23 protein-coding genes are annotated in these 25265 nt (G+C 46.3%); 12 read left to right on the top strand and 11 right to left on the bottom strand.

The window, feature by feature from the left end; translation table 11 throughout:
- Window positions 1-41: 41 nt before the first annotated feature.
- Window positions 42-983 carry a LysR family transcriptional regulator gene (locus ACHFJ9_RS22765; protein WP_005397044.1) on the bottom strand — a complete coding sequence of 314 codons (942 nt, stop codon included), beginning with the start codon at window positions 981-983 and terminating at the stop codon, window positions 42-44.
- 140 nt (window positions 984-1123) lie between these two features.
- On the opposite strand from ACHFJ9_RS22765, the gene ACHFJ9_RS22760 reads away from it, so the two are divergent.
- Both ACHFJ9_RS22760 and ACHFJ9_RS22755 read left to right on the top strand, forming a co-directional pair.
- Window positions 1124-2284, top strand: a complete 1161-nt coding sequence (locus ACHFJ9_RS22760) for a multidrug effflux MFS transporter (RefSeq protein WP_395357486.1) — start codon at window positions 1124-1126, stop codon at window positions 2282-2284.
- 91 nt (window positions 2285-2375) lie between these two features.
- Window positions 2376-2660: a hypothetical protein gene (locus ACHFJ9_RS22755; RefSeq protein ID WP_005397034.1), complete on the top strand. Its 285-nt coding sequence runs from the start codon at window positions 2376-2378 to the stop codon at window positions 2658-2660.
- Between the two features lie 27 nt (window positions 2661-2687).
- Here ACHFJ9_RS22755 and ACHFJ9_RS22750 read toward each other — a convergent pair whose 3' ends face one another.
- The 4 genes from ACHFJ9_RS22750 to ACHFJ9_RS22735 form a co-directional block, all read right to left on the bottom strand.
- The gene (locus tag ACHFJ9_RS22750; protein ID WP_012841278.1) at window positions 2688-3143 is read right to left on the bottom strand and encodes a DoxX family protein; all 456 of its coding nucleotides are present in this window, start codon (window positions 3141-3143) and stop codon (window positions 2688-2690) included.
- Between the two features lie 10 nt (window positions 3144-3153).
- Complete coding sequence (locus tag ACHFJ9_RS22745) at window positions 3154-3912, bottom strand: DNA-binding domain-containing protein (protein ID WP_395356377.1); 759 nt, start codon at window positions 3910-3912, stop codon at window positions 3154-3156.
- On the bottom strand, window positions 3909-4778 hold the full coding sequence (locus tag ACHFJ9_RS22740) for a DUF692 domain-containing protein (protein ID WP_085344605.1): 870 nt from the start codon (window positions 4776-4778) through the stop codon (window positions 3909-3911). Before ACHFJ9_RS22740 ends, ACHFJ9_RS22745 begins: the two co-directional genes overlap by 4 nt.
- A gap of 82 nt (window positions 4779-4860) precedes the next feature.
- Window positions 4861-5121: a DUF2282 domain-containing protein gene (locus tag ACHFJ9_RS22735; protein ID WP_031780600.1), complete on the bottom strand. Its 261-nt coding sequence runs from the start codon at window positions 5119-5121 to the stop codon at window positions 4861-4863.
- 280 nt (window positions 5122-5401) lie between these two features.
- Between ACHFJ9_RS22735 and uvrD the strand changes: the two genes are divergently transcribed.
- Entirely contained in the window at window positions 5402-7576 is a 2175-nt protein-coding gene (gene uvrD, locus ACHFJ9_RS22730) for a DNA helicase II (RefSeq protein WP_395356374.1), read from the top strand.
- Between the two features lie 759 nt (window positions 7577-8335).
- On the opposite strand, the gene ggt is transcribed toward uvrD, so the two are convergent.
- From ggt to rarD, 4 genes are all read right to left on the bottom strand, one after another.
- Window positions 8336-10102 (bottom strand): gamma-glutamyltransferase, encoded by a 1767-nt coding sequence (ggt, locus tag ACHFJ9_RS22725; RefSeq protein WP_395356372.1) that lies wholly within the window; start codon window positions 10100-10102, stop codon window positions 8336-8338.
- A 98-nt stretch (window positions 10103-10200) separates the two neighbouring features.
- On the bottom strand, window positions 10201-10872 hold the full coding sequence (locus tag ACHFJ9_RS22720) for a LysE family translocator (RefSeq protein WP_046874563.1): 672 nt from the start codon (window positions 10870-10872) through the stop codon (window positions 10201-10203).
- 101 nt (window positions 10873-10973) lie between these two features.
- Entirely contained in the window at window positions 10974-11771 is a 798-nt protein-coding gene (locus ACHFJ9_RS22715) for an AraC family transcriptional regulator (RefSeq protein ID WP_006743074.1), read from the bottom strand.
- A 73-nt stretch (window positions 11772-11844) separates the two neighbouring features.
- Window positions 11845-12762, bottom strand: coding sequence for an EamA family transporter RarD (gene rarD, locus ACHFJ9_RS22710; RefSeq protein WP_006743075.1), 918 nt, complete (start codon window positions 12760-12762; stop codon window positions 11845-11847).
- A 174-nt stretch (window positions 12763-12936) separates the two neighbouring features.
- On the opposite strand from rarD, the gene recQ reads away from it, so the two are divergent.
- The 3 genes from recQ to ACHFJ9_RS22695 all read left to right on the top strand — a co-directional run bounded on the left by recQ (window position 12937) and on the right by ACHFJ9_RS22695 (window position 16038).
- The gene (gene recQ, locus ACHFJ9_RS22705; RefSeq protein ID WP_005397012.1) at window positions 12937-14772 is read left to right on the top strand and encodes an ATP-dependent DNA helicase RecQ; all 1836 of its coding nucleotides are present in this window, start codon (window positions 12937-12939) and stop codon (window positions 14770-14772) included.
- A gap of 9 nt (window positions 14773-14781) precedes the next feature.
- The gene (locus tag ACHFJ9_RS22700) at window positions 14782-15087 is read left to right on the top strand and encodes a DUF3630 family protein (protein WP_005397009.1); all 306 of its coding nucleotides are present in this window, start codon (window positions 14782-14784) and stop codon (window positions 15085-15087) included.
- A gap of 282 nt (window positions 15088-15369) precedes the next feature.
- A complete protein-coding gene (locus tag ACHFJ9_RS22695) occupies window positions 15370-16038 on the top strand; it encodes a 7-cyano-7-deazaguanine/7-aminomethyl-7-deazaguanine transporter (protein ID WP_005397008.1) in 669 nt (222 codons plus the stop codon).
- Between the two features lie 180 nt (window positions 16039-16218).
- Here ACHFJ9_RS22695 and gppA read toward each other — a convergent pair whose 3' ends face one another.
- Both gppA and rhlB read right to left on the bottom strand, forming a co-directional pair.
- Window positions 16219-17712: a guanosine-5'-triphosphate,3'-diphosphate diphosphatase gene (gene gppA, locus ACHFJ9_RS22690; protein ID WP_167426131.1), complete on the bottom strand. Its 1494-nt coding sequence runs from the start codon at window positions 17710-17712 to the stop codon at window positions 16219-16221.
- Between the two features lie 19 nt (window positions 17713-17731).
- Complete coding sequence (gene rhlB, locus ACHFJ9_RS22685; protein WP_005397003.1) at window positions 17732-19051, bottom strand: ATP-dependent RNA helicase RhlB; 1320 nt, start codon at window positions 19049-19051, stop codon at window positions 17732-17734.
- A gap of 111 nt (window positions 19052-19162) precedes the next feature.
- Here rhlB and trxA point away from each other — a divergent pair, with 111 nt between their 5' ends.
- The 6 genes from trxA (at window position 19163) to fre (ending at window position 24983) form a co-directional block, all read left to right on the top strand.
- A complete protein-coding gene (gene trxA / locus ACHFJ9_RS22680; RefSeq protein ID WP_004745500.1) occupies window positions 19163-19489 on the top strand; it encodes a thioredoxin TrxA in 327 nt (108 codons plus the stop codon).
- A gap of 196 nt (window positions 19490-19685) precedes the next feature.
- The gene (gene rho / locus ACHFJ9_RS22675) at window positions 19686-20945 is read left to right on the top strand and encodes a transcription termination factor Rho (protein ID WP_005378757.1); all 1260 of its coding nucleotides are present in this window, start codon (window positions 19686-19688) and stop codon (window positions 20943-20945) included.
- 105 nt (window positions 20946-21050) lie between these two features.
- The gene (locus tag ACHFJ9_RS22670) at window positions 21051-22043 is read left to right on the top strand and encodes a hypothetical protein (RefSeq protein WP_005398448.1); all 993 of its coding nucleotides are present in this window, start codon (window positions 21051-21053) and stop codon (window positions 22041-22043) included.
- 92 nt (window positions 22044-22135) lie between these two features.
- The gene (gene ubiD, locus ACHFJ9_RS22665; protein WP_395356367.1) at window positions 22136-23989 is read left to right on the top strand and encodes a 4-hydroxy-3-polyprenylbenzoate decarboxylase; all 1854 of its coding nucleotides are present in this window, start codon (window positions 22136-22138) and stop codon (window positions 23987-23989) included.
- Entirely contained in the window at window positions 23986-24255 is a 270-nt protein-coding gene (locus tag ACHFJ9_RS22660) for a 2Fe-2S iron-sulfur cluster-binding protein (RefSeq protein WP_012841284.1), read from the top strand. The genes ubiD and ACHFJ9_RS22660 overlap by 4 nt, the downstream gene beginning before the upstream one ends.
- A 14-nt stretch (window positions 24256-24269) precedes the next feature.
- Window positions 24270-24983, top strand: a complete 714-nt coding sequence (fre, locus tag ACHFJ9_RS22655) for an NAD(P)H-flavin reductase (RefSeq protein ID WP_258622173.1) — start codon at window positions 24270-24272, stop codon at window positions 24981-24983.
- Window positions 24984-25265 lie beyond the last annotated feature (282 nt).

The following is a 25265-nucleotide window of genomic DNA, read 5'->3' as shown; positions in this document are numbered from 1 at the left end:
TACTCATTTTACCCGCTAAGCGCAAATTGAGAGCGGTATTTTTATCTAAGGTGATCGGTTTTTTGTGTGATCATCGCACGTAGCCAACCCAATGCAGGGTCGTTTTCTCTGTCTCGGTGCCAGAATAAAGTGTAAGCCATAGGTGGAAATTCTAGCGGGAGTGGTAGTACGACCAAATCAAGCTGTTTAGCAGCGAGCTGCACAAAATGGCTTGGAGCGGTAAAAATAAAGTCAGTGTAGGAACATAAACTTGCGGCACTATTAAAGTCGGGGACGGTGACGGCAATATCCCGGTCGGCTCCAATATCGGCAAGGCGATAATCTAACAGCCAACGGTCGTTGCCGTCACAACGCACTTGTACGTGACGCAGGGCGAGATACGCTTCGAGGTTCCAAGGCTGTTTTAATGCTGGGTGATTTTTGCGAATAATACACATCTGGTGATCTCGATAAATTTCCAGTTCGCATATGTCATCGGGTGGCAGCAGAGTCAGCTTGGCATCATTAATATCGATGTCTTTTCCAGTTAAGCCTAAGTCTAGCTCGCCACGTTGCAGCATTTTAAAAGTATTATCGGACCAAGGGTGAGTGCTGATCGTCACCCCAGGGGCTTGCTGAAAAATCGCCGGTAAGAAATGGGGTAGAATCAGAGGGTAAACACTTTCAACCGCTGCTATTTGAAAACGGTATTCGCTACTTTGTGGAGAGAACTCTTCTGGTTGAGTCAGTACTTCTAACTGGTTTATCAACAGATCCAGTTTAGGTTTAAGAAACAAAGCGCGCGGTGTTGGTGTTAATCCATGCGAGTTTCGGGTGAAAAGCGGGTCATCAAATTGGATGCGCAGTTTAGCCAGTGATTTGCTCACGGCAGACTGACTCAAGCACAGTCGGTGGGCGGCTCGGGTGACATTTAACTCTTCTATCAAAACTTTAAAACAGACCAATAGATTTAAATCGATACGAGCCAGTTTTTCGACGTTCACGGTGAATTTCCTCTAAGGAATAATGCTCATGATTATACATCATTTCCATTCATATCATCAGATGATTAAGCTCTATCCAAAGTTCTTTATCCAATTCGGAGTGTTGTGTGCCTAGCCAGTTTTCTAATAGTAAAAAACAGATGGCGTTATTGACCCTTTTGGTTCTTTTCAGTCCTCTTGCGATTGATATTTATCTACCTGCTTTACCTCTTATTGCTTCCACTTTTCAGGTCGATAATGCGCTAGCACAAGACACGATCACTTGGTTCTTATTTGCGATGGGTGTCGGGCAACTGTTTGCTGGCCCTTTGGCAGATAAACTCGGACGTCGAACTGTTGCATTGGGCGGTATCACTATCTATGCGATGAGCGCTTTATTGGCGTGGAGTGCTCAAAATATTGAATGGATGTTGGTTTCCCGACTGCTACAAGGCTTAGGTGCGTGTGCGACATCGGTAGCAGCCTTTGCAACAGTTCGCGATATCTTTGGCCCGGAAAAAAGCGGCAAAATGATCAGCTATCTTAACGGCGCGATTTGTTTTATTCCGGCATTAGCTCCAATTCTAGGTAGCTGGTTAACTCAGCAATTTGATTGGCGAGCTAACTTCAGCTTTATGGCGGGCTTTGCCATTGTGTCCGGTTCATTGATGTTTTTCATGATGAAAGAGACTAACCCATCAACGGAAAAGCAAGCCGTGTTTAAGCTCAGCCGTTATTGGGCAGTGCTTAGCACACCATCTTTTGTTTTCCATGCGTCATTATGCTTGATGGCGATGGCGGTTATTCTTGCTTACGTTACCTCAGCACCGTCGGTATTGATGACGGGGATGGGGCTGTCGATGAATGAATTCACTTTCTGGTTTGGTGTGAATGCGGTGATCAATATTGCGGCATGTATGTTGGCGCCTAAGTTTATGGAGCGCGTTGGCACGCACAACACCTTGGTCACCGGGATCTCGACTCTGGGCCTCGCAGGTGTGATCATGCTAGTGATGAATGGTCAGAATACCGCGCTTTCTTTCATGCTACCTATTTTCATGTCGTCAGTGGGTTTTGCATTCATTCTGGGTGCAGCGGCAGGGAAAGCATTGGAACCGTTTGGTGACAAAGCGGGTACGGCTGCGGCACTGCTTGGGTTGTTCCAAATGAGTGGCTCTGGTTTGTTGGTTGGTACGTTGCAGCGTTTATCTTTGGAGCCTCAAACACTGATCGCAATTCATATGTGGGTTCTATTGCCTGCGTTGGTGGTTCTGTTTACAAAAGCAGGTAAGAACTGGCATTCAAGCTTTGCGAAAGCGTAAAACAGTGTAATTTAGTATTTTCCAATGTAAGTAAGGCGTGTATATTTGTCGTTCAGACTTTTCCTGACACCATAACGGAACTCAAAAAGTAATGTCGTTAACCACGTATGAAATGGCTCGTATTCTAGAGCAAATGGAAGATTCACCAGAAAAGGTGATGTTTGGCAAGTTGCTTAATGAGCTGGGTAATCAAAGCTCCGAGCGTATTCGTAGTGCGGCTAAACAAGTACCTCTGCCAATTTTGCGTGATATCGTGTACCAATTCCAGCAAGTGATTGAGTCGCGCAAAGGCGAACAAGTTGAGCTGTTGGCAAAAGATCTTGCTCAACAGGGCATCTCAGCTGATGAGCTTCTTGCTTACTTAAATAAACAATAAAAAGTCCCCGCCACTGCGGGGATTTTTTTATCGCGTCAGCTTGTTCTTTATAACATGGTCAATAGAGATAACTCCCGGTCCCCATACGATGACCACTAAAATCATGAATCCCCACAATTGATGGTCATAGAACCCTTTTTCCCACAATACCGGGTAAGAGATGACCGCGATGATATTGAACACAAACAGAATCGCAGCCATCGGGCGGGTAATTAATCCCAACGCTAAAAATACTGGCAGAATTAACTCGGCAGCCGTTCCCATGTAGGCCGCTAACTCCCAAGGCAAAAGTGGCACTTGGTATTCCAATTCGAATAGATACAGCGTGCTATCCCAAGAAGAAACTTTGATTAACCCTGAATTGAAGAACACCCATGCAACCCACAAGCGACAAAAGAGAAGTAGTAAAGGGACAAAGCCAGCTTGTAAGGTATTGATCAAGTCGTCGTACCGATTGACTAAGTTTTTAACCGTATTCGTCATAGAGTGCTCCTTAGATTGATTTCAATGTAAAGCCGTCAACGAGATCGAGTGCCATGATGCTATTAATGTGAACGAGCAAAGCTTCGGGTATTTCGCTCAAACTCTGCTTCTGCTCTAAACATTGCAGCAGTTGAAAAACATCGGTATCGAGTGCGTGACATTGAGCTTCTCCATTGGCTTGAATCGAGATGACACCTCGCTGTAATTGATTGATATTGAGCTGTTCAAACTCTTGGTGTTGAATCGCATGAAAGAGATCAAATACGGCGTAGTTTGAGTCAAAGCTGCGACTGCCAGTGCGCAAATGAAACACCAATTGAGGTTGTTGTTCTTCCGTCACTTGGGTAAGTGCAGATAAAGGGATTCGATTTGGTTTTTCGACTTTCTCATTCTGTATGTGTCGAGCTAAGTCCATATGCCATTCAAACCTTGCGACTTCAGGAGTGTACGGGGCTTGGGTCATGACCTGACTAAACTGCATAATCGTATCTTGAAAGCCCACACCATAATGTACGACATTACCTTCTGCTAAGGGGTGAGAAAGTACGTGTTGGCGAGCAATTTGATCGAAGCACTCTTTTCCAACTAAGGCTTCAACCATTGGGTAGGTCGCTGCCAATACCTCACTCAGGCTGATGATAAAGTTATTGCGGTAAATCTGTATGCGTTCATCTGCGGTAAACTTGTCACTCACAATGTCGCATTCTTCACCGAGCGCTTGATAATGTAGGGCTTTAGCAAATCGACTCTGCAAGGTCGCAAGATTCATGACGCTTTCCTTTTGCTCTTTTGGTCAATTAAATGATTTTTCTGCAATAGTGAGGATGCTTTTTCTGCTTCGCCAAGGAGGATTTCTGGTGCTGGAATATCCAAATCCCATTCAATCAGCGTATGGCGAGGGCCGTGTTTTTGTGTCCAACTAACGAACAGCTGCCATACTTCATCACTGACGGGACGGCTATGGGTATCAATCCAAATCTCACCTTTATCCAACGGCTTAATAGTAAAACCTGCCAAATGAATCTCGTCGACTTTGTCGGCTGGAATCGCATCTAGGTATGTGTCGCAATCAAAACCGTGATTGAAGGCGGAAACATATACGTTATTTAAGTCGAGTAATAAACGACAGTCGGTGCGCTTTTGCACTTCGGTAAGAAAGTCCCATTCACTGATGGTTGAATGGTGAAACTTCACATAACTAGATGGGTTCTCAATTAAGATTTCACGTTGTAGATATTCTTGTACTTCAAGCACGTTACGAGTGAAGACTTGCAGCGCTTCTTCCGTGTAAGGCAAGGGAAGTAGATCATTGAAGTAGTGACCACCATTTTCACTCCAGCTTAAATGGTCAGAGACGAAGAGCGGGTCAATTGTATTTATCAATGCTTTTAGTTGCGCTAAATGTTTCGTATTCACACGTTCCACCGAGCCCAGCGATAAACCAATACCGTGGCAACTGATGTGGTAGTGCTCGCGTAATGCTTGTAGTTGATGGCGCTCTACTGAGTTGGGCTGAAAGTAGTTCTCGCTGTGGATTTCTAGCCACGACAGCTCAGGTTTGTGTTGGCTAAAATAATCGAGATGAGGGGAACGTAATCCGACGCCAGCAAGAGGATGGAAAGAGTGATGTTTCACGTGAAACTCCTTTTCTGATTGGCGAGTAACTGGGGGCGTTGGTTAAAGTGCAACGCGCCCCACAGAAACTTGTGATGTTGAGTTATGAGCCGCTGGTGCTACCGCCAGCCAATTTGTCACACAATCCTTTAGGAACGACAACAAAAGCATCTTTTTGGTTGTCTTCTTTAGAGGTGCCCGCGCAAGAGCTGTTTTTCGTTGCGCAGTCATTTTTACCGGCTTTCGCCACGCCATAACACTTTTCTTTTTCTGCTGCGACAGCAGGGGCTGCGGTGAGCATGGTGCCACCAAGAGCAAGAAGGCCAGTAACAGCAGCAGTAACAGCAAGATTCGATTTTTTCATCATAATTTCCTCTGAGTGATTTCCTTTTACTTTCATTCGGCAAGTCGATTCGCCGTTTGGCGTACAACCTTTATCCACCTGCTTAAATTAAAAGATAGAGATGAGGCAGAAAAACTTTCATAAAAATAACTCTCGCGAATGGTTTTGGAGTGATTACCTTCGTTAACTCTTTGAATGAAAGATTAAAAAAACAACGAATTTTTTATCAAGTTTTGTCTAAACAGCACCCAGCTGTTTAGGTTATAATCGGTTTTTATGTATAAATAACCAGTAGCTCATCATGATGGATCCATCTCTATTACTCGACGGTCTAAACGATAAACAGCGTGAAGCCGTTGCAGCTCCTCTAGAAAACTTACTTGTCCTTGCTGGTGCAGGGAGTGGTAAGACTCGCGTTCTTGTTCACCGTATCGCTTGGCTTATGTCAGTCGAGCAAGCTTCTCCTTTCTCGATCATGTCGGTCACCTTCACTAATAAAGCGGCAGCAGAAATGCGTGGTCGTATTGAAGAGTTGATGATGGGCAGTGCATCTGGCATGTGGAATGGGACTTTCCACGGTATTTGTCACCGCATTTTGCGTGCACACTATCTTGATGCCAAGCTACCGGAAGATTTCCAAATCATAGACAGCGATGATCAGCAGCGCTTGTTAAAGCGTTTGATCAAAGCACAAAACTTGGATGAAAAGCAGTGGCCTGCACGCCAAGTTTCATGGTGGATTAATGGTAAGAAGGACGAAGGGTTACGCCCATCGCATATCGACGCTTATCACGATCCAGTGACCAAAACTTATTTGCAGCTGTATACCGCTTACCAAGAAGCGTGTGATCGTGCTGGCTTAGTGGACTTTGCAGAAATTTTGCTGCGCGCGCATGAGCTACTGCGTGACAACAAGTTTGTGCGTGAACACTACCAAGCACGCTTTAAGCATATCTTGGTTGACGAATTCCAAGACACCAACAACATTCAATACGCTTGGCTACGCATGATGGCTGGCCCAGATTGTCACGTGATGATTGTTGGTGACGACGACCAGTCAATTTATGGTTGGCGCGGTGCAAAAGTCGAGAACATTGAGAAGTTCACGCTGGAGTTTCCGTGCGTGAACACCATTCGTCTCGAACAAAACTATCGTTCGACCAAGACGATTCTTGAAGCGTCCAATACCTTGATTGCGAACAACACTGAACGCATGGGTAAAGAGCTGTGGACGGATGGCAATGTGGGAGAGCCGATCTCGGTTTACAGCGCTTATAACGAGCTTGACGAAGCGCGCTTTGCGGTCAATAAAATCAAAGAGTGGCAAGAGAATGGCGGCGCATTGAATGATGCTGCGATGCTGTATCGTAACAACGCGCAATCTCGTGTTTTGGAAGAAGCATTAATTCAGGCAGGCTTACCGTACCGTATTTACGGAGGCATGCGATTCTTCGAGCGTCAAGAAATCAGAGATGCGTTGAGCTACTTGCGTTTGATGGCGAATCGCAACGATGATGCCGCGTTTGAACGTGTCGTGAATACCCCAACACGTGGTCTGGGCGATAAGACGCTAGAGACTATCCGTCGTGCAGCTCGTGATAGAGGGTGCACTATGTGGGAAGCCAGTCTGGCAATGCTCGATGAGCAAGTATTAACGGGTCGAGCAGCTGGTGCGTTAAGTCGTTTTGTCGAATTAATCACCGCGTTGGAAGACGATACACTAGAAATGCCATTGCATGAGCAAACGGACCACGTGATCAAGTACTCGGGTTTGTTTGCGATGTATGAGCAAGAGAAGGGCGAAAAGTCTAAAGCTCGCATAGAAAACTTGGAGGAGTTGGTTACCGCCACTCGCCAATTCGAAAAACCAGAAGAAGCGGAAGAAATGTCTCTGCTCACGGCATTTTTAACGCATGCGGCTCTGGAAGCGGGCGAAGGTCAGGCGGACGAATTTGAAGATGCAGTCCAACTGATGACGCTGCATAGTGCGAAAGGTTTGGAATTCCCATTGGTATTCATGGTCGGTGTGGAAGAAGGTATGTTCCCAAGCCAGATGTCCGCTGAAGAGGCAGGGCGTTTAGAAGAAGAGCGCCGCCTGTGTTATGTGGGCATGACGCGCGCGATGCAAAAGCTCTACATTACTTACGCGGAAATGCGTCGCCTATATGGCCAGGACAAATACCACAAACCATCGCGCTTTATTCGTGAATTACCAGAAACGTGTTTGGATGAAGTGCGCATGAAGGCGCAAGTGAGTCGCCCTTCAAGTAGTGGACGTTTTAGCCAAACCGCAGTAAAAGAAAACTTCAATGAGACTGGTTTTTCACTAGGTTCTCGTGTGATGCATCCGAAATTTGGTGAAGGAACGATCATCAACTTTGAGGGCAGTGGCCCACAAAGCCGAGTGCAGATTGCTTTCAATGGTGAAGGCATTAAATGGTTAGTCACCGCTTACGCGAGACTGGAGAAGCTGTAGGGCTTTGTGAAAAAATGAACATAAGAGCTGCTTCGGTGGCTCTTTCTGTTTTGGCTGCTTTGAATCAACAAAATGCTGAAAGATAGGGAGCTAAATGACGCTATTCGAAAAGGCTCTTAGTCTAAATCGCTTATCTTTAGACAAAGAAAAACCCCGAGGGCTTGCGCCCGTCGGGGTTATAGTCTTACTCGCAGCAATCCAGCTACTAAAAGTGCTCCATGCATCAAATCCTTGATAGCGTGCTGCATTCCTTCAGCTTAATCCTTTCGTCGCCTTCCTAGCGGTGTCCTTGACCTTATCCTGGTCTGCTAACCATCCTCGTTAGCTCTCATCACTTGTTCCCTGAGCGGTGTCCATGACATCTTCCTGATGTTCAGTCCTTTCCTCGTCCAGAGGTGTCCATTTCCCGTCCTTAGTAGCAACCGTCCTAGTTGCTATTGATTCCGTTCAATGTCCAGTTTTGCAATCCATGCCCGACTATTCATCCTGAATACCCGTTTCTTCTTCCTGAAGTTCACCAAATCCGTGGTGTTTCCTGTTCCGTGTCAGCATCCTTCCGACAAGGTTCATATTACGCTCTTCACGATTCTCAACAATGGTCGAAGCCCACATTTTTCTCAATCAAAAGCGTTTGAAAAATAAACATGTTTATATTATTCAATATCTTATGGTTATTTGTGGGCTGTTTTACCATTAAAAAAGAGAGGTTTGCTCCACTCCTTGTGAGAGATCTCGCACAAGGAGTCGAGCAAAACAGGCTTATTTGCCGATTGCTGCTCCTTCTCGACGAGGATCTGCGGCACCTTCTAGTCCATCTTTTGTTATGCGTATCACATGCAGTCCAGAATTCAAATCACGAACATTGGTTCTAAAGCCCATCTTCTCCAGCTCTGGCTGTAAGCCTTCTGCAGCGGTACCTTGCTCAATATCTAAGGTGCCAAAACGGTCGAGTAATCGTGGTTGATTGATTGCTTGTTGGATATTCATATCCCATTGCGTGTGGGCAATGATGGTTTGCGCCACGTAACCGATGATTCGACTGCCACCCGGAGAACCTATCGCCATGTAAGGTTTGTTATCTTTCATCATAATGGTCGGGGCCATTGAAGATCGTGGACGCTTGCCTGGTTCTATGCGGTTGGCGATTGGGATTCCGTCGTTATGAGTACGGAAAGAAAAATCGGTCAGTTCATTATTGAGCAAGAAGCCACGCACCATTAAGCGCGAGCCAAACGCATTCTCAATGGTGGTCGTCATTGAAACCACATTGCCTTGCTTATCGACGATATTGAAATGGCTGGTGGAAGGGAGTTCAATGGACTCGTCCATGCTTAAGTTCATTGCGTGCGACCACGGAGGATTGCCCGCTTCAACTTTGCTTAGTGCTTTGCCGACTTGGATCAGCTCTGCTCGCTGCTGGAGGTAGCTTTCATCAAGCAAGCCTTGCGTTGGCATTGGCACGTAATCTTGGTCTGCCATGTATTTACCACGGTCAGCAAACGCTAGACGCGATGCATCAGCGAGTACTTGCCAAGATTTAATGCTGTTGGCCCCCCAGCCTTTGAGATCGTACTGTTCAGTGATCGCCAAAATCTGACCAATGGTGAGCGCGCCAGAGCTTGGTGGTCCCATGCCGCAAATGTCATAGCTTTGGTATGCTGCACAAACCGGCTCACGTTGTCTGATTTGGTAGGTATCAAAGTCGGGTTGGGCTAATACGCCGGGGTTACCCGGCGCGTTTTGTACCGTCTTGATAATGTCTCTGGCGATATCCCCGTGGTAGAAGGCTTGGGCGCCTTGCTTGGCAATAGCACTCAGTGTTTGTGCGTATTCAGGGTTTTTTAATAGCGTACCTTCGGTTTTTGGCGAGCCATCCGAGTTAAAGAAATAGGCTTTTGTGACTGGAAAGCGTGATAAACGCTCGGCGTCTTTTTCTATCAAGCTTGCTAGGCGAGGACTGACTTTGAATCCTTGCTCCGCAAGCGAGATAACAGGTTGAATGATCTTTTTCCATTCCAGCTTGCCGTATTTCTGGTGGGTATCCCACAATAGTTTCACGGTGCCTGGTGTTGCGACAGAGCGTCCACCAACCACGGCATCGTAGAATTGCAATGGCTGACCGTTCTCATCTAAAAATAGCTTTGGCGTTACGGCGAGGGGGGCGGTTTCACGCCCGTCGTAAGTGGTCAGTTTTTGCTTTTCGCTATCCCAATACACTAAGAACGCACCGCCACCAATACCTGATGACTGGGGTTCAACTAAGCCAAGCATCAATTGCACCGCGACCATGGCATCTATCGCATTCCCGCCTTGCTCAAGTACGTCTGCACCCGCTTGAGTCGCCAGTGGGTTAGCAGCGGTAACCATATAATCTTTAGCTTTGACCAGCTGCTTTTGCTCAATGCCAGTGCTGTGCTCTGGTGCGACCGAATCTGCAGCTTGGTTAGCGAAGGCTTGTCCAGTGAAGGTGAAAGGGGAAGTAAGAAAAAGACCCGAGAGTACGAGTCGGTTAAATGTCCATTGCATGATGACTCTCCATGTTGCCAACTAAGGTTATTCAGCTTGGCAGCCACGGAGATAGTCGTCGAGTTTCCTATTAAAGAAATGTCGAGTGTGCGACGCTTTTAAATCAGAGAGTTATCGAGAAAGGAGCGGAAGGTTTGCACTAAAATACTGCTGCCAACTAGGGTAAATACCACACCACATAAACCATCTATATAAATGCCGGCTTGCTGCAATCTTGTTTGCAAGCGCTGCGTTGACAGCATCCATGCAAGGCTAGAAAACCAGAGTAGCGACAAACCAAACAAAATCACCAGAGCAATTCCTTTTCCTGTCACCGACATGCCCACTGGGACAAGGCTCGACATTAAACTCACAAAAAATACTAAGGCTTTGGGGTTGAGAATATTGGTTGCGAACCCCTTGGTAAACGCCTGACGTTTATTACCGATCACAAGGTTACTGTTTTTGCTTGGCTGATCAGAAAGTGGGTTTTTGATCGTCGCGATCACGCCGCGCAGTGCACCGATACCCAAATACAACAGATAGCTGCCCCCAAGCAATTGTAAGACGGAGTAGAGCAGAGGATGCTGGTGAACTAAATAGCTCACCCCCGTTAGGCTGAATAAAGAATGCAGCAAAATACCGACTGATAAGCCAAGCGCAATGTATAAGCCAGTTTGACGGCCATGACGGGTGGCATTTTGTACCACAAGCGCAAAATCCGGACCTGGGCTCATTAAGGCAATGAAGTGGATACTGGCAAGCGTTAAAAGGATAGTCGATTCATTCATAACACATCTCAAAACATAGTGGATATGAGCTATTGTCGTGATTCTTATTCGCTAGTGCTTGTAAAAAACTAGCAGTACTGAATACCACAGCGTATGAGATATTAGCGTGCCACTTGTGAAGGCGAGACGCCATAGGTTTGTTTAAACGCTTTACTAAAGTGGGCCTGATCATAAAAACCCACTTGATAGGCGACGTCCGTACCACACCATCCTGCTTGGAGTAGTTTCATTCCTTGCTCTAATCGCAAGCGAGCAAACCAAGCGTAGGGAGTCATACCTGTTTGCGCTTTGAAATGGCGTTGAAATTGCGTGGGGCTCAGTTGACAGAGCTCTGATAGTGCATCTAAACGAACTGTTTGGTCGAGATTCGCCATTAAGTAATCTTTTAAGGTATGCAAAGACTGTTTTCCAAGCGGAACCACTTTTTGCCTCGCGAGTGATCCGTAGCGATCAAAAAGTTGATTAAATCCTTCAAAAGGAAGGCAATCTTTGGTGAGTTGGCTGAGGTTCTCGCGGCGAAGAAGAGCATGCAAGTTACTAAGTTGTGAAAATATCTGTGGATCGGAGATGATCAATTCATTAAAGCGGATTATTTGACCATTTTGACTAAGATCGGCAAGATCGCTGAGTAGGTGCGGCTCGATCGCAAATACATTCACTTCATAGCCACTTTCGAGCTTAGAGTGCCCGTCGTGCAGTTCATCTGGCGGCATAATTACGATTTGCCCATGACCCACTTGATGGCTACAGCCTTGATATTGGAACTTTTGCGTGCCATGCGTGATCAGACCGAGGTGAAAGTCCAGATGATAGTGCCTTTGGAAGGCAAACTTCTGGTATTTCGCCTCGATCAGGCTCAGCTGGTCATGGTCGGTTGCGTAGTATTGAATCTGTTCCATTACATACAAAAAAGCTTGGTCACATTATGACCAAGCTTATCTGGCAATTTCTAACTTGTCTTGTAAAAAACGATCACTGTGGCTGAACGATTCGGCGTGAGCGACGGTTGTTGCGCAGTCCATCAAAGCTAAATACGACTAGCGCTCCCCAAATAAAGGCAAAGGTAATCGCTTTATCCATGGTAAAGGGTTCGCCATACATCAGTACTGCAAGTAAGAACATCAAGCTTGGGCCAATATACTGGAAAAAGCCCAATGTTGATAATTTGAGTCTTGTTGCCGCACCCGTAAAACAAAGTAGGGGCAGTGTGGTAATCACCCCTGCTGCAATCAACAAGCTATTTAATGCTAACGGGTTAGTGAGCATATTCGACGTTGGGGTTTCTGCAATAAACAGCAGATACACGGCGGCGACAGGCAGAAGAAGTAATGTTTCGATAAACAATCCTGTTTTTGCATCGACACTGACTTTCTTCCTTAAGAGGCCATAGAAGCCGAAACTCATTGCTAACGCCATCGCAACAACGGGCACGGAGCCGAATACAATCAATTGGACCAGTACACCACAGCCCGCTAATACGACAGCAAACCATTGCAACTTACGAAGTCGTTCTCCCAAAAAGACCATGCCGAGCAAGACATTGATTAATGGGTTAATGTAATAGCCTAAGCTCGCGTCAAGCATATGATTGGAATTGACCGCCCAGATGAAAATCAGCCAGTTTCCGCCAATTAATACAGAACTTGCGATCAGGTAAGCGATCTTCGTTTTGTCTTTCGCGATGTAGTAAACCGAGCGCCAGTGACGGCCAAAGTGAAGGAGTGCGGCAAGCAAAAAGAAAGACCAAATCACCCGGTGGCTCAGAATTTCCAAAGGGGATACTTGTGCGATGGATTTAAAATACATCGGCGCAATGCCCCACATGGTATAGGCACCAATCGCCAGCAAGATACCTTGCCGAGCGCGTTGTTGTTCGTCTTCTGGTGTCATGAGGTGTCACCTAATTGTGTGTTTATAGAGCAGAAAATCAGTATACGAGTCGTGATGCGAAACACCTAGCAATTTGCGGTTTTATTCACCACGAAACCCCATTACAATGTGCCCTCACTTTGTGTGCCTGGGCATGCAAAAGCATTTCTACGATCACTCAATCTGAGATTATTCATGACCTCAACCTTGCTAGCCGAACAATCAGATACGCCTGTAACGCCTCAACGTGTGTTGGAGGAAGTCTTCGGTTACCAGACGTTTCGTGATGGTCAGCAAGAAGTTATTGAAGCCGCTATCGAAGGCAAAGACAGCTTAGTCATCATGCCGACGGGTGGTGGTAAATCTCTCTGTTACCAAATTCCGGCGTTAGTGCGCTCAGGGATTACCTTGGTGATTTCACCGCTGATTTCATTGATGAAAGACCAAGTTGATCAACTGAAAGCCAATGGCGTAGCTGCGGAGTGTGTGAACTCGACCATGAATCGAGAAGAGCTACTGAGTGTGTATAATCGCATGCACTCTGGTCAGCTTAAGCTAGTGTATGTCTCGCCAGAGCGCGTGTTAATGCGTGACTTTATTGAACGTTTAGAAAACTTACCCTTATCTATGATCGCCGTGGATGAAGCACATTGTATCTCTCAGTGGGGACATGATTTTCGCCCAGAATACGCGGCGTTAGGTCAGTTAAAGCAACACTTTTCGCATGTGCCCTTTATGGCACTCACTGCCACTGCCGATGATGCGACGCGTCGTGATATTCTAGAACGCTTACGCTTACATGAGCCTCAGGTGTATCTAGGAAGCTTTGATCGTCCCAACATTCGTTACACCTTGGTAGAAAAGCACAAACCGGTTTCTCAAATCATTCGCTATCTAGCCACCCAAAAGGGAAGCTGCGGCATTATTTATTGCGGCAGTCGTAAGAAAGTTGAAATGGTGACCGAGAAGTTATGCAACAACCATATCCGCGCTGCTGGTTATCATGCAGGGATGGATACTGAAGAGCGAGCTTACGTTCAGGAAGCTTTTCAACGTGATGACATTCAAATCGTCGTTGCGACGGTTGCATTCGGCATGGGTATCAATAAGCCAAACGTGCGCTTTGTTGTGCATTTTGATATTCCACGTAACATCGAGTCCTATTATCAGGAAACTGGTCGAGCAGGGCGAGATGGCCTGCCTGCCGAGGCGATGATGTTGTATGACCCAGCCGACATCAGTTGGTTGCGTCGTATGTTGGATGAAAAAGATGATGGACCGCAGAAGCAGGTAGAAAGCCACAAACTCAATGCGATGAGTGCTTTTGCGGAAGCGCAAACCTGTCGTCGTCAGGTACTGCTCAACTATTTTGGAGAGTATCGCGAAAAGCCGTGTGGTAACTGCGATATCTGCCTGGACCCACCAAAACACTTTGATGCGACCGAAGAAGCGCGCAAAGCGTTGTCGTGTGTTTACCGCGTTAACCAAAGTTTTGGTATGACGTATGTGGTTGAGGTGCTGCGTGGGATGCAAAACATTCGTGTGCGCGAACATGGCCACGATAAAATTTCGACTTACGGCATTGGTCGTGATCACAGCCATGATTACTGGGTGAGTATCTTCCGCCAGTTAATTCATAAAGGGCTGCTATTTCAAAACATCACTCGTAACTCGACGTTGCAATTAACCGAAGAAGCACGTCCATTACTACGTGGTGATGTGTCTTTAGAACTTGCCGTTCCACGTTTAGATACCGCAGCACGTGCCGCGAAGTCGGATAAACTGACCAGCAAAAACTACGATAAGAAGTTGTTTGCCAAATTACGTAAGCTACGTAAGTCGATCGCCGATGAAGACGGTTTGCCACCATACGTGGTATTCAGTGATGCGACCTTGATTGATATGGCAGAAATGCTGCCAACGTCATACGGCGAAATGTTAGCGGTTAGTGGCGTTGGTCAACGTAAACTAGAAAAATACGCCGATCCATTCTTGGATCTGATCCAAGAACACATTACTCACCACGGATAAGGAATCCATATGCACAAGGAATTTGGTCTCGCTGATTACATTGTTGAAGAAGGGCGTCTTATTATTACCGCTCCAAGCTTCGACCTCGATACTTTTCCGGCACTGGGTGAGCGTTTGGTGGGATTATTATCTGCGTCTGTGGTAGAAAAACAGTGGGATGCGGATATTCACTCTTGGTTGATCGATTTTGAAGGCTGCCGCTTATTTATGAAAGCGGAGCACTACAGCGAAGCAATTTGGTTTGAAGCGCTAACAATAGAAGAGAGTAGGGAAGAGCTCGACTATTTAGCCGGATTGTTCCAACGCGGCTTCTAAATTCAAGTTATCTATTCTTTAAAGGGTGTTTCACATGAAACACCCTTTCTTATTTTTGCATCAAAGCCCTTGGTTTTGACGTGATGTTCGCGAAGAAACGTTTGCGTATAAAACACCGCTTGTGAGTAAAATTGGTTAATGTATAATCGCCCACCGCTTTACTCTGAATGAGTTAAGTTAGTTTAATCGTCATTTTTTACATTGTTGGTAAGAGTGCTTTTCTCTGTAGAAAACGCTCGATTTGGGTTCCCTCGCCCCCAAACCAAACTAAAAAGGTATCGCATGAGTAACTTTACCCCTGCGCAGCAGCGCAACGCCCTTATCTATCTGGTTTTATTTCATCTAGTCATTATTGCATCCAGCAATTACCTAGTTCAGCTACCGTTTACTATCTTTGGCTTACATACCACCTGGGGTGCATTCACCTTCCCATTTATTTTCCTTGCGACGGATTTAACCGTACGTATTTTCGGTGCTCAGTTGGCGCGTAAGATCATTTTCTTAGTAATGTTGCCTGCTTTGGCTGTCTCTTACTTCTTATCGGTGGTGTTCTTCGAGGGGCAGTTCCAAGGTTTTGGTCACCTAGGGGAATTTAACTTATTCGTTGCTCGTATCGCGATTGCTAGCTTCATGGCGTATCTACTTGGTCAGATTATGGATGTGCACGTGTTCAACCGCCTACGCCAAATGAAACAGTGGTGGGTGGCCCCAACGTGTTCAACGCTTTTTGGTAATGCACTGGATACCATCGCCTTCTTCGCGATTGCGTTCTACCAAAGTCCAGATCCATTTATGGCGGAACATTGGACGGAAATCGCGCTGGTGGACTACGGCTTTAAGTTGGTGATTAGTCTTGGTCTGTTTGTGCCTATGTACGGCGTACTACTGAATTACTTAATTAAGAAGCTAACGGCAGTGAACCCTAACTTTAAAGTTACGACGACGGCATAGTTTTCATCAGTTAATAGCAACAAAGCCGCTTTTGATAGCGGCTTTGTTGTTTCTAAAGCGAATGTACAGCGAAATGAGTATTTAGATCATCGGTGTCTCAAAACTCTATGAGTTGTACATAGGATAATAACGGGTATTAAAAAGGCTCCAGAAGGAGCCTTTGTCATGGGATAACAACCATTAATCAGAGGTAATCGTTAATGGCCAACCGATATCAGTTTGACGGTTGGATTCGATTTCTAGCTCAGCGGCGGTCAACGGGTTGGCCGCTAGCCACTGTGCATCAATGTTTAATGTTAGGTTGTCACCTTCAGCCGTTAATACGACGTTTGGCTCTAAGTTTTGGTTGCGACGGTGAGTCAACAACACCGCTAAGCGCAACAACCGCAGTACGCGCTTGGCACTTGAGCCTGATAACGCATGTTGCTCAGGCAGTGAGGTGAGTTGTTCTCGATAACGACGGGCAATCTCACCAAGAAAGAACTTCTGCGCGCGAGTGTAGCCAGGTAAATCCAGATTCTGGAGTAAGTAAGCACTGTGCTCACCGCCTTTTTTGAAATCGATCGTTAAGCCGATTTCATGCAGCTTTGCGGCGGTTTCAAGCAATATCTTGCCTTGAGGTTCCGTAATCCACTCATCGCCGCCGGCTTGCTCCAACAGTTTGCTTGCCAGTGTCGCAACTTGTTCACCGTATTGGTGATCGAGCTGATAACGATTTTGTACGCTGGCAATTGTGCGAGCACGGATGTCTTCTTGACGTAGCTCTTCAACCATCTCGTAGACTAAGCCTTCACGTAGTGCGCCGCCAGCGAGTGTCATCGCGTCGATTTCCAGTAATTCAAAAACGGCAATCAAAATAGATAAGCCACTAGGGAACACTAATGCACGCTCAAGCGTTAAGCCTTCAATGTCGAGCTCTTCTAAATGATCGGCTAACATGGCTTGCTTCTGCAGGCGTTTCAATTTGGAGTGAGTGATTACTTCGTCCATACCTTGCGCTAGCATTATCTCTTGCAATGCCTGAACGGTGCCTGATGCGCCAACGCACACATCCCAACCGATTTCAGTATATCGCTCTAGAATTGGCTGGATTGTCTGCTTCGCGCCTTCAATTGCTGCGTCAAAGTTACGCGCATTCAACTGGCGATCTTTAAAGAAGTTTTCCAGCCAAGTCACACAACCCATTTTTAAACTGGTCAGTGCTTTGGCTTCGAAACCTTCACCGATGATGAGTTCTGTACTTGCGCCACCAATATCGACCACAAGACGGCGACCGCTGCCTCCAGAAGTGTGTGCGACACCTTTATAGATAGTGGCCGCTTCTTCTTCACCGGAGATAACGTCGATTGGTTGACCAAGAATCTGGTTCGCTTTCTCCAGAAACACATCTACATTCGTGGCGGTACGTAAAGTGGCTGTGCCTACAATACGAATGTTTTGTTTAGGAATATCCTGCAAGCGTTCCGCAAATAGACTTAAGCAGTCCCATCCTCGCTGCATAGCTTCCATACTAAGAGAATTATGTTCATCTAGGCCCGCTGCTAGACGAACCTTGCGCTTAATTTTAGCCATTGTTTGAACGCTGCCATCGATATGACGCACAACGAGCATGTGAAAACTGTTCGACCCGAGGTCGATGGCGGCGTATAGCGGCGATGATCCTGCTTGACTCATAAACGAACTCAGTTTCCTTTTACGATTGTTTTGGTGCCGATTGACGCGGTTGGCGCGGACGACGTCCTTGCGGCTTGCGGTTACCTGAACCTGAACGAGTTCCGCCAGTATTCGTACGACGCTGTTGGTTGCGTGGCGCACGCATACGAATTGGCGCTGGCAGATCTTGGATCAGCGCTGACGAATCGTATTCTGAAACTGGGATAGTGTGCTCAATGTATTCTTCGATTGCAGGCAGGTTAATTGCGTACTCTTCACAAGCAAAACTGATCGAGTGGCCGCTTGCACCAGCACGACCGGTACGGCCAATGCGGTGTACGTAATCTTCACAGTCGTCAGGAAGGTCGTAGTTGAAAACGTGCGTCACTTGAGGAATATGCAGACCACGCGCAGCAACGTCAGTTGCAACAAGAATGTCGACATCGCCTTTGGTGAATTGCTCAAGAATCTTTTCACGTTTCTTCTGCGGTACATCACCAGTAAGAAGACCGACACGGTGTCCATCGGCGGCCAAGTGACCCCAAACCGATTCACACTTGTGTTTCGTGTTCGCAAAAATGATGGCGCGATCTGGCCATTCTTCTTCAATCAAAGTTTGAAGGAGGGCCATTTTATCTTCGTTAGAAGGGTAGAAAAGTTCTTCCTGAATACGGTGACCAGTTTTCTGTTCTGGCTCTACCACAACATGCTCAGGGGTGTTCATGTGCTCAAATGCCAGTTCTTGAACGCGGTAAGAAAGCGTCGCTGAGAACAGCATGTTCAAACGCTCTTTTGGCTCAGGCATACGACGGAACAAGAAGCGAATGTCTTTAATAAAGCCAAGATCGAACATGCGGTCGGCTTCATCCAGAACAACGGCTTGAATGTTGTTAAGGTTGAATACGCGCTGTTTGTAGAAATCGATGATACGACCTGTCGTACCAATCAGAATATCGACACCATCTTGCAGCTTATTCAATTGCTTATCGTAGCTTTCACCACCGTAAGCCAAAGCGGTTTTTAGACCAGTGCTCTCAGTTAATGCTTCTGCATCATTGTAAATCTGAATAGCAAGCTCACGTGTTGGCGCCATAATGATTGCGCGTGGCTGCGTAGGTTTACGACCTTCATGCTCCGGTGTCGTCAGAAGGTGGTTGAATGTAGCAGTAAGAAACGCGAGCGTTTTACCAGTACCCGTTTGGGCCTGGCCTGCGATGTCTTGGCCGGTGAGCAGGACCGGCAACGCCAAGGCTTGGATAGGGGTACAAAATTCGAACCCTTTTTTGTCCAATCCTTCAATAACTTGGGGCTTTAAGCCCAAATCGGCGAACTTTTGCTCTGTGATATGCGTCTTTTTCATGGCTATAGAATATCAGCTAAAGCTTGCAATACGAAAGTAAATACATTCCAATAGGGCATCTAATTACTGGTTATCATCCAACCAGTTTCGAAAAACACATTGGAGTGGAAGATGAGTGATAAGATTTTGCAGCTAACTGATGACGGTTTTGAAAACGATGTAATCAACGCTGCAGGCCCGGTTCTAGTGGATTTCTGGGCAGAATGGTGTGGTCCTTGTAAAATGATCGCTCCTATTCTGGACGAAATCGCAGACGAGTACGAAGGCAAACTCACTATCGGTAAACTAAACATCGACCATAACGCAGGTACACCACCTAAGTTTGGTATTCGCGGCATTCCAACGCTACTGCTATTCAAAGACGGCAACGTAGCGGCAACGAAAGTTGGTGCTCTGTCTAAAACTCAACTAAAAGAGTTTTTGGACGCAAACTTATAATCACCAAGTGATTACAGATAAAACCGTGCAAAGTAACAACGCACGGTTTTGTTTTTCTAACTCTGGACTAGAATACTAATTAGTGCTAACTTATCGCGCGTTAATTGAACAAATTTCTCTTCTTGGTCGATCCTGAGACCAAATCCATCTTAACTAGAAAACAGATCTTATTTTGACTAAACAAGAATCCACCACCATGAACCTTACCGAACTGAAGAACAGACCTGTGTCTGACCTTGTAAAACTGGGCGAAAGCTTAGGATTAGAGAACCTAGCTCGCTTAAGAAAACAAGACATCATCTTCGCGATTTTAAAAGCGCACGCTAAAGGCGGCGAAGACATCTTTGGCGATGGGGTTCTGGAAATTCTGCAAGACGGCTTTGGTTTCCTACGCAGTGCAGATAGTTCATACCTTGCGGGTCCGGACGATATCTACGTATCACCAAGTCAGATTCGTCGCTTTAACCTACGTACTGGTGACTCTATCGCTGGTAAAATTCGTCCACCAAAAGACGGTGAACGCTACTTTGCCCTTCTAAAAGTCAATACCGTTAACGACGACAAACCAGACAACGCTCGTAACAAGATCCTATTTGAAAACCTTACCCCTCTGCATGCAAATGAACGCATGGTAATGGAGCGTGGTAACGGTTCTACAGAAGACATCACCGCACGTGTTTTAGATTTGGCATCGCCTATCGGTAAAGGTCAACGTGGTCTGATTGTTGCTCCGCCAAAAGCGGGTAAGACAATGCTTCTGCAAAATATTGCTCAAAGCATCGCATACAACCACCCAGAGTGTGAGTTGATGGTACTTCTTATCGACGAACGTCCAGAAGAAGTAACAGAGATGCAGCGTCTAGTTAAAGGTGAAGTAGTCGCGTCGACTTTCGATGAGCCAGCATCTCGTCACGTACAAGTAGCGGAAATGGTAATCGAGAAAGCGAAACGTCTTGTTGAACACAAGAAAGACGTGGTTATCCTGCTTGACTCTATCACTCGTCTCGCTCGTGCTTACAACACCGTAGTACCTTCATCAGGTAAAGTACTGACAGGTGGTGTGGATGCAAACGCACTACACCGTCCTAAGCGTTTCTTTGGTGCAGCACGTAATGTTGAAGAGGGCGGTAGCCTAACGATCATCGCAACGGCACTAGTAGATACTGGTTCTAAGATGGATGAAGTTATCTACGAAGAGTTCAAGGGTACAGGTAACATGGAACTGCACTTGAACCGTAAGATTGCTGAGAAGCGTGTATTCCCTGCGATTGACTTCAACCGTTCAGGTACACGTCGTGAAGAGCTACTGACGAAGACTGATGAACTACAGAAAATGTGGATTCTGCGTAAGATCGTTCACCCAATGGGCGAAATCGACGCGATGGAATTCCTCATTGATAAGCTAGCGATGACGAAGACCAACGATGAGTTCTTCGATGCGATGCGTCGTCAGTAATAGCTGAGTCCTTATTCTAAAAAAGCCACCGTTAACGGTGGCTTTTTTGTTGCTTTCTCCCGATGGAAGCATCAGAATGAGGAGAAATGTTATCGGGAGGTTAACATGCAACAAGGAATGTTGTCGTCATTACTCCTGAGCTTGTCACTTATCACACTACCCGCGACGTTATCTGCCAAGGAAATGCAGGAGTCTGTAGTAGAACAGTGGCTTCAGGATACTCAAATACAGGCTAAAGTCTCTGAACTGCTTGATTACGTTGTCAGGGATGAGGTCGACTCGCTTAAATTTGCCCTTGATCGACTAGCTTTACCTCAACAAGAGGTCGTGCGTTTTCGGTTATTGGAAAAGCTTGAGAAGCAAGATGTGATTCTCACGCCTAGAATGGCTCTGTTTGTTGAGTCTCAGATCCGTATGACTCCTACTTATCAGGTTCTAGAGCGAGGGGACGGGTATGAGTTTAGTGTGCCTGCCTTTAACTTTCCTGCCATTGCAAGCCGCTTGATTAAGCGTTGGAAGCAAGACCAAAGTACCTTGGACTTTGTACTACAAGCTGAGCGGAAAGAGCTCGACTTAAAGCAATGGCTTACAGGGCAATCTCAACAAGCTCAGGCGCGTGAAGCACTTTTGATTCGAGAGTTGGACAGCTTATCACCGCATGCGCTTGCCGCATTAACCACTCAGTTAACCAAAGCGAATGTGACCAGTTGGCTACCATCGACAGCCGTGATCGTGAGATTAGCGCAAGTAAGTCAAGATGAGGAAGTGTACAACTTACTCTGGCGGATGAGAGCGGATTACAATAGCCAGTCCGAACTCGAGCGTTTAGCTACGGTTGGGGACGTTTTTTCAATTCAGCAATTGATGAACTCCACCGTCAATCCGTCACTCAAACCAGAAGCCATTAGTCTACTCACAAAATCCAACCCTTTATCTCCGCAAGTGAAACAGTTTCTAGTGAGCAAAATGGCACTATCGGAAGAAGCTACCATGGTCGCTCGAGAGCTGGCGCAGCAAGGGCATCAAACCTGGTTGGAAGAGTTAGTCTCTAACAACCATCAAGTGAAGACCCGGCAGATAGAGCAAGTATTAAAGTAATCTGGCTCACATACCCACACAAAATAGGAGGATCTTAGCGTCCTCCTATTTGTTATACTGCGGACAGTTTAATCAGCCAGTCATGAAGGCCTATGAGTTTTAAGGATTTACGCGAATTTATCGACCACCTAGAACAGAAAGGTCGACTTAAACGCATTGCTCACCCAGTCGATCCCGCTTACGAAATGACAGAAATAAGTGACCGCACCTTGCGTGCTGGTGGCCCTGCTTTGTTATTCGAGAATCCGATCGGCTACAACGTCCCCGTTCTGACTAACTTATTTGGTACGCCAGAGCGTGTCGCGATAGGTATGGGACGCGAAGACGTAAAAGAACTGCGCGAAGTTGGTAAGCTGCTGGCTTATTTGAAAGAACCTGAGCCACCAAAAGGCTTCAAAGACGCATTGGAAAAATTGCCAGTGTTCAAGCAAGTATTGAACATGCCAGCCAAGCGCTTAAGAAAAGCATCGTGCCAAGAGATTGTGTGGCAAGGCGATGAAGTCGACTTGGACAAAATCCCGGTAATGAGTTGCTGGGCGGAAGACGTTGCACCACTGCTTACGTGGGGCTTAACCGTGACCAAAGGTCCAAACAAGAAACGTCAGAACCTAGGTATTTACCGCCAACAGAAAATCGCCAAGAACAAAATCATAATGCGTTGGTTAGCTCATCGTGGTGGTGCGCTTGACCTACGTGATTGGGTGGAAACCAATCCAGGTAAACCTTTCCCAGTTTCGGTTGCGTTTGGTGCAGACCCCGCAACCATTCTTGGCGCAGTAACGCCAGTGCCAGATACGCTATCGGAATACGCATTTGCAGGTTTACTACGTGGCAGCAAAACTGAAGTCGTGAAGTCAGTTAGTAATGATTTGGAAGTGCCAGCGAGCGCTGAAATCGTGATGGAAGGCTATATCGACCCGAACGAGTTTGCTGATGAAGGTCCTTATGGCGATCACACTGGCTACTACAACGAAAAAGAAAAGCACCACGTGTTTACCATTACGCACATTACTATGCGTAAAGACCCTATTTATCACAGCACCTACACAGGCCGTCCGCCAGATGAACCAGCTGTATTGGGTGTGGCATTAAACGAAGTGTTTGTGCCGATTCTGCAGAAACAATTCCCAGAGATTGAAGACTTCTATCTACCGCCAGAAGGTTGTTCGTACCGAATGGCAGTCGTTACCATGAAGAAGCAGTACCCAGGACATGCCAAGCGCGTAATGATGGGCGTGTGGTCTTTCTTACGTCAATTCATGTACACCAAGTTTGTTATTGTGTGCGATGAATCGGTAAATGCACGAGATTGGAATGATGTCGTGAAAGCCATGTCAGAGCATATGGACCCAGTACGTGATACCTTGATGATAGATAACACGCCAATCGACTCGCTCGACTTTGCTTCGCCAGTGGTTGGGCTTGGCTCCAAAATGGGCTTGGATGCGACCATTAAATGGGATGCTGAGCTGGCGACGCGAACCGAGGTCACTGAGCGAGACAGCAAAGCGATTACCGAAGCAGAACTGAATGAGTTGAAACAGCAACGCCCTGAGATTGTTGACGTCTATCTACCAGCTGCAGCAAACAACCAATTTGCTGTCGTGACCATGAAGAAAGACCAAGCTGGTCAATCTCAAGAATTGATGGAATATCTATGGGGCTTCTTTGCTCAGTACGCGGATAACAAATTCATTATCTTGTGCGACGATGACGTTAATGCACGAGATTGGAATGACATCATTTGGGCGGTGACAACTCGAATGGATCCAGATAGAGACACCATTCAAGTGCGTGGTAAGACTGAGAGTTCATCCAAATTAGGATTGGATGCGACCAACAAGTTCGAATCTGAAGTCACGCGCGAGTGGGGTACGCCTATCAAAAAAGATCCTAAACTTGTGGCTAAAGTCGATGAGATTTGGGACCAGTTAGGTATTCTATGAGTCATCAAGTCCACCTTCTACCAATGGACGTTACGTTTCCAGTAAAAGAAGGGGAGACGGTGTTGGAAGCCGCGCTCAACAACAATATTCGCTTCCCACACCGTTGCCAAGTTGGCGCTTGTGCCATGTGCATGTGTAAAAAGCTAACGGGCGAGGTGAATTACCACCTCGAACCGATGCTAACCGAAAAAGAGCAGCAGCAAGGTTGGATATTCCCTTGCCAAGCCTATACAGAAAGTAATTTAGTGCTTACTTTTGATGAGTAAGCGAGAGGAACACCATGACCATCCAATGTAAAGTAAAGTCTATTCAGCCGTTAGCTTGTAATACTTACCAAATCCTTCTTCACCCAGAATCACCAGTGCCTTTTAAAGCGGGTCAGTACCTAATGGTAGTGATGGGTGAAAAAGACAAACGTCCTTTCTCTATCGCGAGCAGCCCTTGCCGTCATGAAGGTGAACTTGAACTGCATATCGGTGCGGCGGAACACAACGCTTACGCTCAAGAAGTTGTCGAAGCAATGCAAGCGGCGCTTGAAACTGATGGTCAGATTGAAATTGATGCCCCGCATGGTGATGCTTGGGTTCAAGAAGAAAGTGAACGTCCACTATTATTAATTGCTGGTGGTACAGGTTTTAGTTACGTGCGCTCGATTCTGGATCACTGCGTCGCGCAGAATAAAACCAACCCTATCTATCTATATTGGGGTGCGCGAGATCACTGCCAACTTTATGCAAAAGAAGAACTGGTCGAGATCGCCGATAAGTTTACTAACGTTCACTTTGTTCCAGTAGTAGAAGAAGCACCTGCTGATTGGCAAGGTAAGGTTGGTAACGTGCTACAAGCGGTGAGTGAAGATTTCGAAAGTTTAGAAAACTACGATATCTATATTGCAGGCCGCTTTGAAATGGCTGGTGCAGCACGTGAACAGTTCACTCAGAACAAGAAAGCGAAGAGCGAACGTATGTTCGCAGACGCGTACGCATTCATTTAAATACGGCTTATGAGGCAGAAAAAGAGGGTTTTTTACCCTCTTTTTTGCTTTTTTGATGAAATAGTCATCGAACAGTCGGTTTTTTCCATTTTTTTCCAAAAAATGGTTGCGAACGGATCTGAGTTCCCTATAATGCGCATCCACCGACACGGCAGACGCGATAAGGCTTCAGCAGGGTCGGAGAGGTAAAAAGCTTCTACGAAAATAAAATTGAAAAAGTGTTTGACACTGTCAATTAAATCGCTAGAATGCACCTCCGCTTTGAGAGAAAAGCTTCTCGCA

Origin of the sequence: Vibrio sp. D3 (genome assembly GCF_043995865.1) — a bacterium.
Lineage (GTDB): Bacteria > Pseudomonadota > Gammaproteobacteria > Enterobacterales > Vibrionaceae > Vibrio > Vibrio diabolicus.
Note: the sequence above shows the minus strand (reverse complement) of the source record. Positions and strands in the feature narration are given on the sequence as shown.